Below are 4,717 nucleotides of genomic sequence, written 5' to 3' on the forward strand. Positions count from 1 at the left end.
GCGAAGCAAGCTACCGAATGCTACCGCCACCACGGTGCGCAGGTCCCCTGCGCGCTGTGGGCCAAGTACGCAAGGGCACACTTGAACCAAACAGTAAACCTATCAAGCGAAATTCAATGCAAAGCCCGCACATCCCCAAAAAATTCCGCGCTAAACCTAACACCTGAGTTAAGCCGCGCCGCGAAGCGGCGTCGGCTTGGACGAATTGTTAGGCCGCATTCTAGCGACCCGCCATTGCCAGCGCTTCGGCTGGCGAAAGCGGCCCATTGATCTCTGGATCCGTGCAGCCAGCCAGATCTTCCGCGACCGACTCACCAACGATGTGCACGTTTTCGGAGAGCTGGATGACGTCCGCGGTGTACGCGAGCTGCGCGGCGGAAAGCGCACCGGCTGCGTACAACCTGCACAAAGTGGCCAGTTGGGGCTGGCCAAACTCCAGCGAGGAATCTTCGGTGACTGCAACCGGAGTAGAAGACCCCTTCTTGGCAAGAGCGCCGACATGTATCGCCAGCTCTGACTCCAGCTCACGGCCGTAGTCAGCGGGAGCCATCTCGCCGTTGAGGAGCTTCACGAGCGATGTCAGCTTCATGCGGCCTAAGACCTGAATTAAGCCGCGCCGCGAAGCGGCGTCGGCTTGGACGAATTGTTAGGCCTCATGCCGAGAGGCGGCAAGAACGGCCTCTCGAAGCTTCGCCGGCACGTTGACCCACTGAGTTTCCGGCGTGAGGACGAGGGTGCAACCGTACTCGTCTTTCGCAGCCGCGACGATCTGGCGGTACCAATCGACGTACGACCATGAACGTGGCGGCGGGGAGTGGAGAGTGGTTGAACTTTCATTCCAGTACACCTCCATCGCCGCACGCCACACATGCGGGAACTGCGTTCGTGACGGGCGCACGTGTAGGCGCCCGGAGTCGTCAATGGAAACTTCGGCGATCGTGTCGCTTTCCATGAGGCCTAACACCTGAGTTAAGCCGGGCCGCTGCGCGGCCACGGCGATGGTTCAATCATACAAACCGGCGCCGAGGCCGCGAAGCGGGCTCGGCTTGAACGAATTGTTAGCGCCGACCAGAAGCCTGGCGGATCTGGCCGAGCTTGGCCAAGAACCATGACCTGCTTTCAACCGCGGGTGCCTTTCCACAGCGCACCAGGTACGCTTTGCCCGACATGCTGCTCTTGCTGGCACCCAGGTCGATGAAGGACTCCGTGGACTTCACTAGTCCTTTCTTGAGCAGGTAGTCGTACTTGCGATGAAGATGCTCGCTAGCTTGTTGAGCGTTGTACCAACTGCCGTTGCGATTGAACTCGCAACCGGAAGTTTCAAGTGCCTTGAACAACTGGCCGATCTCGCTCGTTGGCGTCTGAGCGAGTGCCGATAAAGGGAGCAGGGCGGAAGCAACGAGGAGAGCTTTGATCTTCATTTTTGAGGCGCTAACACTTGAGTTAAGCCGACACGCGTAGTGGCGGCGAATGCGTGCTAGCGTAGCGTAAGCACGCATTTGACGCCACGAAGCGGGTTCGGCTTGAACGAATTGTTAGGCGCGTGGCTAATGGCTTTTTGCTAAGACTGATATTTGGCTACTTGCGCACAAGAGGCAGCGACGTAGGTTTTGTACAGTGAATCAAGTGAGCTTTGATATGGCTGTTTTTGCTCTAGCCATTTGATGTTCAGCTGTGAGAAGAAAAGTACCGAGAAAAGAAAGTCGTCGTTTGGGTTGAATTTGTAGTTGCGAACAAGGTTGTTGAAGTAGGGGTCGTCGCTGGAGCCCGTTTCTTTTGCCTTTGCGGCCTGATTGATTACGTCTGAGAGCTTTCCTGCTGCATGTGCATTAACTGCGGCATCAGCAGCTCGGGCGCAAGTGGCGGCAATGATGCTCCTGCTCTGTACTCCTGACATTGTGTCGCCGAGATTGATCTGAACGCGATCTTGTGCAAAAGCACCTGTACAGAAGAGTGCGGCAAAGATTGGAAGGATGTGCTTCATGCGAACTTGCTCCGAATTCTGGGTAGCGCCTAACACCTGAGTTAAGCCGCGCCGCGAAGCGGCGTCGGCTTGAACGAATTGTTAGGGCGAGATTGGCCCATGACCTTGCGAGTTGCAAGTGAAGGCAGGGCCACCGCAGCTTGACGAGGATGGCCCGTGAGCGCGGCCAGGAACGTTGAGCGCGAGAGTGGGGCTAGCCTTTCACGATGCTCAACATCACAACCGCAAGAAGCTCTGAGATAAGCGCGATTGCCCAATTTCAAAGTCTTGCGCCAACTCGACCTAACACCTGAGTTAAGCCGCGCCGCGAAGCGGCGTCGGCTTGGACGAATTGTTAGGTTGCCTGCCAGGACACCGCATATGCAACCAGAAGAATGAAGGCGCTGAGAAAGCTAAGGGCTTGGCACTGAAAGAACAGCCGCTCAAGGCGTGACGGAACTCGACGATGGATGATGGGCTCTTGCGACCCTGTGCGTTCCGCATGCTCCAACAGGCGATCGACCTCAGCTAGATCTCTGAGCGGCCGGGTGACCAGCCTGTACTGGACGAATAGACCGCACAGCATTGAGACCAGAAGCAGCGGAAAAGACGTTTTAGCGAGCGCAACGTACTGAGCGCTGGATAACAGATTGCCGCTAAAAGCTGCGAGGAGCGAAAAGCTGCCCGTTGCCAGTGACAAGAGCAGGCGCGTGAACGCCACGTATTGCTCGAAGTGCTGGTCGAGGTATTTCTTACGAACTGCAAAGGCCGAGATCGGTTCCAAGGCAACCTAACACCTGAATTAAGCCGAACCGCGAAGCGGTTTCGGCTTGAATGAATTGTTAGGCGCTACGCGGCACCAGTGGGACGAGGAACGCGTGTATTGCAGCCATTGCCAAGATGCCTACAAACAAGGATAAAGCGCTGAACTGCCAGCCATGCGGAGCCAGAAAGCGTGCAAGGATGATGCTGAAGAGGAATGGCGTGACCGCCAACATTGCGGCCGGAGGGACGGAAACGCGCTTGCAACATGATTTGCACTGAGCAGATAGCGCTGGACCCAAAAATGATTTCCTGAGTTGCGACATTGCTTGTTTGTGGCAGTACGGACAGGTGGTCATATCTATGGCTTCGGTGATGATGGTGGTGGCGCCTAACGCCTGAATTAAGCCGCGCCGCGAAGCGGCGTCGGCTTGAATGAATTGTTAGGCGGCAATGCCAGGTAACTACACCAGCAAAGAAAAAGGCACCCGATTGGGCGCCTTTAGCATAGGTGAGGAGTTAGACCGTTCGCTGCCAAGCCTGCAAACACCGATGAACCCATAAGGGCTGTTGCCTTGGTTGTAGCGAAGATTACTGCTTTGAACGAGTGAATTGTTTCCATAAGTCCTCCTGTTAGGTTTGAGATTACATTTAGTACGGCAAACGGCTCAGTTGCGATAACGCTCAGAGCAACGCTGGCACAGAACAAACAGGCAGGCTTTTTAAGCAGCGACGGATTCGAACCGTCCACACCTCCGAAGACTTTTGAGTTTTGAATTATAGCAAGGCGCATTAACTTTGTCAAGTTTTTGTTAATGCGAAAAGCGAGAGGAATGCTCGTTTGCCGCCTAACACCTGAGTTAAGCCGCGCCACGAAGTGGCGTCGGCTTGGACGAATTGTTAGGGCTCACTCGCGGCTGCACCCGGAAGCTACCCATTGCGCGGCTTGCGGAAGTGGCTCATCTCCAGACTCGTCAGGGACCAGTTGATCGCCGAACTCGACGCGGTTTCGGTCGAGAGTGGTAGCGGTGGTGATGTTGACGATGCCCTTGTTTGGAAGGGGAAACGTAGAATTCGCCGTTGAGTGGCCCGAGGTGGCGCGCCCGAAGAAGCGCACATTGGGCTGCCCATGGAACATGATCGGGACGATTTCACCAGAACTCGCCGTTCTGGGCCCAACGATAATCCCGATGCGACGAGGCGCGACGGACGATGCCGTACCATCGGCCCGGCCGAATGGCTGGGGCGCGCCGTCTACGAGAAATGTCTGGCCCCGCTTTTCGATGGCCCGGGTGACGCCATTGGCGTCTTGGAAGAAGCCCAGAGTTCCTTCGTCAAGCAGCGCGGATAGTCCGCTCAGCATCGGCCACATATTCCCGCCCGAGTTCTTGGAGAAGTCCAAGACCAGGCCGCAACGCTGAGACGTTAACGCGGCGGACACTTGGTCTCGGAGGGTATTAGCCGCGGCTGTTCCTTCTGGCATGGGACCTGACCATGACCTAACCTCGATCACTGCGATCCCGCCCACCGAGTCCTTGACCTGGGACATTCCTTGCGCCCGCGCACCTTGCGTTGCTCGAGAGCCGCTTGCGGCCACGGTCACCTCCGGATTCGGGGGAATATATGAAGAGTGCCCATCCCCGAGTGCTCTTATGACAAATCGTATGGCCGCGTCTTCATCCTTTTGCGCCGCAATAGCCCGCGCTTTGTTTTCCACGTTTGGCCAGTTGACGTATTGCGACGTGAAAGCCCGTTCTCTCGCCAGCTTCACCACCGTTTCCAGACTCGAAGCCTGCTGCGCCACGCAAGCGAGCGGCAACATAAAAATGGCTGTCAAAAAAGCTGTCCGTTTCATCGATCCTTCCATGTGAGCCCTAACACCTGAGTTAAGCCGGCCTGCTGAGCGGGCGCGGCGTTGGTTCAATCATAGCGCCAGCGCCGAGACCGCGAAGCGGGCTCGGCTTGAACGAATTGTTAGGCTGGCGGATCGCT

Annotated in this window: 6 protein-coding genes; all 6 read right to left on the minus strand. The window is 56.6% G+C overall.

Annotation, left to right across the window (positions count from 1 at the left end):
• Positions 1–220 precede the first annotated feature (220 nt).
• Positions 221–589 carry a hypothetical protein gene (locus K7B09_RS12600; protein WP_223629815.1) on the minus strand — a complete coding sequence of 123 codons (369 nt, stop codon included), beginning with the start codon at positions 587–589 and terminating at the stop codon, positions 221–223.
• A 57-nt stretch (positions 590–646) separates the two neighbouring features.
• Positions 647–952, minus strand: a complete 306-nt coding sequence (locus tag K7B09_RS12605) for a hypothetical protein (RefSeq protein ID WP_223629816.1) — start codon at positions 950–952, stop codon at positions 647–649.
• A gap of 106 nt (positions 953–1,058) precedes the next feature.
• Positions 1,059–1,421, minus strand: coding sequence for a YfeK family protein (locus K7B09_RS12610; RefSeq protein WP_223629817.1), 363 nt, complete (start codon positions 1,419–1,421; stop codon positions 1,059–1,061).
• Between the two features lie 140 nt (positions 1,422–1,561).
• Positions 1,562–1,984 (minus strand): hypothetical protein, encoded by a 423-nt coding sequence (locus K7B09_RS12615; protein ID WP_223629818.1) that lies wholly within the window; start codon positions 1,982–1,984, stop codon positions 1,562–1,564.
• Positions 1,985–2,318: 334 nt separating this feature from the next.
• The gene (locus tag K7B09_RS12620; RefSeq protein WP_223629819.1) at positions 2,319–2,747 is read right to left on the minus strand and encodes a hypothetical protein; all 429 of its coding nucleotides are present in this window, start codon (positions 2,745–2,747) and stop codon (positions 2,319–2,321) included.
• Between the two features lie 885 nt (positions 2,748–3,632).
• Positions 3,633–4,592: a S41 family peptidase gene (locus tag K7B09_RS12625; protein WP_223629820.1), complete on the minus strand. Its 960-nt coding sequence runs from the start codon at positions 4,590–4,592 to the stop codon at positions 3,633–3,635.
• Positions 4,593–4,717: the final 125 nt, after the last annotated feature.

Origin of the sequence: Thermomonas beijingensis, from assembly GCF_020034655.1 — a bacterium.
Taxonomy (GTDB): domain Bacteria; phylum Pseudomonadota; class Gammaproteobacteria; order Xanthomonadales; family Xanthomonadaceae; genus Thermomonas; species Thermomonas beijingensis.

Bases quoted from the DNA above. Each gene is read 5' to 3' on its own strand.
- K7B09_RS12600 (WP_223629815.1), bottom strand. From the start codon at position 589: ATGAAGCTGACATCGCTCGTGAAGCTCCTCAACGGCGAGATGGCTCCC.
- K7B09_RS12605 (WP_223629816.1), bottom strand. From the start codon at position 952: ATGGAAAGCGACACGATCGCCGAAGTTTCCATTGACGACTCCGGGCGC.
- K7B09_RS12610 (WP_223629817.1), bottom strand. From the start codon at position 1,421: ATGAAGATCAAAGCTCTCCTCGTTGCTTCCGCCCTGCTCCCTTTATCG.
- K7B09_RS12615 (WP_223629818.1), bottom strand. From the start codon at position 1,984: ATGAAGCACATCCTTCCAATCTTTGCCGCACTCTTCTGTACAGGTGCT.
- K7B09_RS12625 (WP_223629820.1), bottom strand. From the start codon at position 4,592: ATGGAAGGATCGATGAAACGGACAGCTTTTTTGACAGCCATTTTTATG.